This window comes from Vibrio genomosp. F10 str. 9ZD137 (assembly GCF_049974785.1).
Taxonomy (GTDB): Bacteria; Pseudomonadota; Gammaproteobacteria; order Enterobacterales; family Vibrionaceae; genus Vibrio.
Genome location: NZ_JBNGCJ010000159.1, coordinates 1 through 3813 on the forward strand (window position 1 = coordinate 1; position 3813 = coordinate 3813).

The window sequence follows — 3813 nt, forward strand, 5'->3', positions numbered from 1 at the left end:
AATCTGTTCTTTATGGCGGCGTAAAAAACGTTGTCGGTTGACTGCACTCTTGTTTTTCCCGTTAAGCCTTCTGTCGATAAATTGTGCCATCAGCAATTCCTCATTAAACATCACTCCACTGAGCCTTTAACCACCATGTGATCGTACGATGGCTAAAGACTGTCGGTTTTAGCGTTGCTTACGATTAAGAAGATTTACGAACGCGTAAATACCACTCAGACAGCAATCTAACTTGTTTTTCGGTGTATCCTTTTTCCATCATACGAGCGACGAAATCGTCATGTTTTTTCTGGTCGTCTGATGACGTCTTAGCATTGAAAGAGATAACGGGGAGCAGTTCTTCAGTATTCGAAAACATCTTTTTCTCAATAACGGTACGAAGCTTCTCGTAACTGGTCCAAACCGGATTTTTACCGTTGTTGTTTGCTTTCGCTCTTAATACGAAGTTGACTATCTCGTTTCTGAAATCTTTCGGATTACTGATGCCCGCTGTTTTCTCTATTTTCTCGAGTTCACTATTGAGTGCGCCTCTATCAAACAACTGTCCCGTTTCTGGATCACGATATTCTTGGTCTTGAATCCAGAAATCCGCATAGGTCACGTAACGGTCGAATATGTTTTGTCCATATTCGGAATAAGATTCGAGGTAGGCTGTTTGGATCTCTTTACCAATAAACTCGACATATTTAGGTACGAGGTAGCCTTTGAGAAACTCAAGGTACTTTTCAGCTTGCTCTTGTGGAAACTGCTCTCTTTCAACCTGCTGCTCGATGACATAGAACAAGTGAACTGGGTTGGCGGCGACTTCGGTCTGGTCAAAGTTAAAGACTCGCGACAAAATCTTAAAAGCGAAACGTGTAGACAAACCAGACATACCTTCGTCGACCCCTGCGTAGTCACGGTACTCCTGATAGCTTTTCGCTTTCGGATCCGTGTCCTTTAGAGTTTCTCCATCATATACCCTCATTTTGGAGAACAGAGAAGAGTTTTCTGGCTCTTTCAAACGAGAGAGGATAGTAAATTGTGCCAATAAGCCCAGAGTACTCGGTGAGCATGGGGCTTTAGACAGTTCGGAATGTTCAAGCAATTTCTGGTAGATCTTAATTTCTTCAGAAACACGCAAACAATAAGGGACTTTGACAATGTAAACACGGTCTAAGAACGCTTCGTTATTTTTATTGTTTCTGAACGTTTGCCACTCAGATTCGTTAGAGTGAGCCAAAATCATGCCATCAAATGGCAGAGCAGATAACCCTTCTGTACCGTTAAAATTGCCCTCTTGCGTTGCGGTCAATAGAGGGTGCAATACTTTAATTGGCGCTTTGAACATTTCGACAAATTCCATTAATCCCTGATTTGCCTTACACAATGAACCAGAGTAACTGTATGCATCTGGGTCATCTTGAGAAAAATGTTCTAACTGACGAATATCGACTTTTCCGACCAGAGATGAAATGTCTTGGTTGTTTTCATCACCAGGTTCTGTTTTGGCGATGGCAATTTGCTCAAGAATAGAAGGGCGCAGTTTCACGACTTTAAACTTAGATAAGTCCCCCCCAAACTCTTTGAGACGTTTAGCCGCCCATGGAGACATAATTGAACGTACATAGCGTTTTTCGATTCCGTAATCTTGTTTTAAGACCTCGCCATCTTCATTGACATCAAAAAGGCAAAATGGGTGGTCATTAACTGGGCTTCGCTCGCCATTCGCCGATAACACATAAATAGGCATTTGCTGCATGAGTGCTTTTAGTTTTTCAGCTAAGGATGATTTACCGCCCCCAACAGGGCCGAGTAGATAGAGTATTTGTTTGCGTTCCTCTAAGCCTTGCGCCGCATGTTTTAAATAGGAGACAATTTGTTCAATTGCGTCTTCCATGCCGTAGAAATCTTCAAATGTCTTATATCTTGAGATAACACGATTAGAGAAAATTCGGCTTAGGGTGGGGTCTAAGGCGGTATCGATAACTTCTGGTTCACCAATAGCGAGCAGTAGTCGCTCTGCTGCGTTTGCGTAGGCGCTCTTATCCTCTTTACAAAGAGAAAGAAACTCTTGAAGCGACAACTCTTCGTCTTTGGCTGCCTCATAGCGTGCTTGGAAATGGTCGAAAATACTCATCATGAAATCCCCTTTGAACCGTTCAAACTGTCAAACAACCCGCAATCGAAATACAAATCCTTTCATAGTTAAGATTAGTTTAGTTTTAGAATTGTGCTTAACAATTATGCGTTTAATTGCAAAATAGAGGGATGGGGAGAGAATGAGGTGGTGAAGATGTTCACGGAATAAGGTACAAAAAAAGGCCAGCGCTACGCTAACCTTTATCGAATTGGGTTTACTTGGACTTATGCTCCAAGTTCATGCATTAAAGTTATGCATTAAAGTTATGCATTAAAGATTTGATTCAACTCAGTCGCACACAAGTGATATTGACGAGGGCAAGCTCGCCACGTTGCCAGCATGCGGCGATACTTTTCAAGCATAGGCATTTGGCTATTGAAGTGGTGATCCGCTTTATCAAAGTGCGGGTATAAGCCTTCAGAGTCAATTAAGAAACGAACGTAATTGACGAGCTGTGATTCGCGAGCGATATCAAACCCTAAAAACTGTAATCGTCTTTGGTCGACGTCTTTACGCTCATCGTCTTTGAGCATTTTGTTCGATTCTTGCATCGCATGGTACATTTCCAAAATATCAATCACCTGACGACACTCTGCTTCAACGATACAACCGAAGTCTTTATTTAGCTCCTGCATTTGCAATTCGTAACCACGCTCTACAATGGTCTGAAAACGTTGGTACTTGCCACGGTTTTCAGGGTCCATTTGAGACATCAAGTAATACTGGTTTGAAAGGATCAAACGTTGAGCATTGGTCATTTCCATAATAATTCTCTACTCGTGTTAATACATATTTATAAAAGACTATAACATTATTGATCAGTACTTTACGTTAGAATGATACTGGCTCAAAATTGACTGAATATTGTCCATGGACTCTTTTGACGGAGGGTTGATGCCTTCCAGTTCGTACTCAAAACCCAGCGCTTCCCATTTGTGCGCTCCTAGCTTGTGGTACGGTAGAAGTTCAACTTTTTCAATATTATCCATATCTTTAATGAACTCACCCAGCATGTGCACCGCTTCGATGTCATCGGTATAACCAGGAACAACCACGTAGCGTATCCAAGTTTTTTGGCCGATTTTGTGTAAGTAGCGAGCAAAATCTAGCGTGCGTTTATTAGAAACACCGATAAAATCATGATGGATTTCGTCTTTCATATGCTTGAGATCTAGCATAACGAGATCGGTAGAGGCAAGAACATCATCAACGACATCGGTGTGTTTGCGAATATACCCGTTGGTATCAAGACAAGTATGAATACCTTCGGCTTGCGCTGCCTGGAAGAAATCTCTCACAAACTCAGGTTGAAGCATCGCTTCGCCTCCGGAACAAGTAATTCCCCCACCTGATGCCTTCATAAAATGTCGGTATGACTTGGCTTCGGTAATAATTTCTTCGACAGTGACTTCTTTTCCGCCATGTGTATCCCATGTATCGCGATTATGGCAATACTTACAACGCATTAAGCACCCTTGCATAAACACAATAAACCGAATGCCAGGGCCATCGACGGTACCACAAGACTCAAAAGAATGAATGCGACCAGTTGTAGACATGAACTCATCTCGAAAAGGAAATTTGACGTTATTTTATTATAAATAGCAGGTTATAAACAGTGCTTGTAGCATTAACTGCATTTTTTCCACGGTTATTAAAATGGTTATTAGGGCGTGTTGATCTTTCGCGGT

4 protein-coding genes are annotated in these 3813 nt (G+C 41.8%); all 4 read right to left on the reverse strand.

The annotated features are described in order from the left end of the window. Window positions 1-90 (reverse strand): DUF444 family protein (locus ACP45E_RS01985; protein WP_141707183.1); only part of this gene is annotated, 90 nt, incomplete at its 3' end. Between the two features lie 94 nt (window positions 91-184). Then, window positions 185-2119 carry a PrkA family serine protein kinase gene (locus tag ACP45E_RS01990; RefSeq protein WP_069584645.1) on the reverse strand — a complete coding sequence of 645 codons (1935 nt, stop codon included), beginning with the start codon at window positions 2117-2119 and terminating at the stop codon, window positions 185-187. A gap of 266 nt (window positions 2120-2385) precedes the next feature. Next, window positions 2386-2886, reverse strand: coding sequence for a YfbU family protein (locus ACP45E_RS01995; protein ID WP_017033833.1), 501 nt, complete (start codon window positions 2884-2886; stop codon window positions 2386-2388). 54 nt (window positions 2887-2940) lie between these two features. Continuing rightward, window positions 2941-3681 (reverse strand): pyruvate formate lyase 1-activating protein, encoded by a 741-nt coding sequence (gene pflA / locus ACP45E_RS02000; RefSeq protein ID WP_017033832.1) that lies wholly within the window; start codon window positions 3679-3681, stop codon window positions 2941-2943. Window positions 3682-3813 lie beyond the last annotated feature (132 nt).

Excerpts from the sequence above, each read along its gene's own strand:
- ACP45E_RS01990 (WP_069584645.1), bottom strand. The coding sequence starts at position 2,119 with ATGAGTATTTTCGACCATTTCCAAGCACGCTATGAGGCAGCCAAAGAC.
- ACP45E_RS01995 (WP_017033833.1), bottom strand. The coding sequence starts at position 2,886 with ATGGAAATGACCAATGCTCAACGTTTGATCCTTTCAAACCAGTATTAC.
- pflA (WP_017033832.1), bottom strand. The coding sequence starts at position 3,681 with ATGTCTACAACTGGTCGCATTCATTCTTTTGAGTCTTGTGGTACCGTC.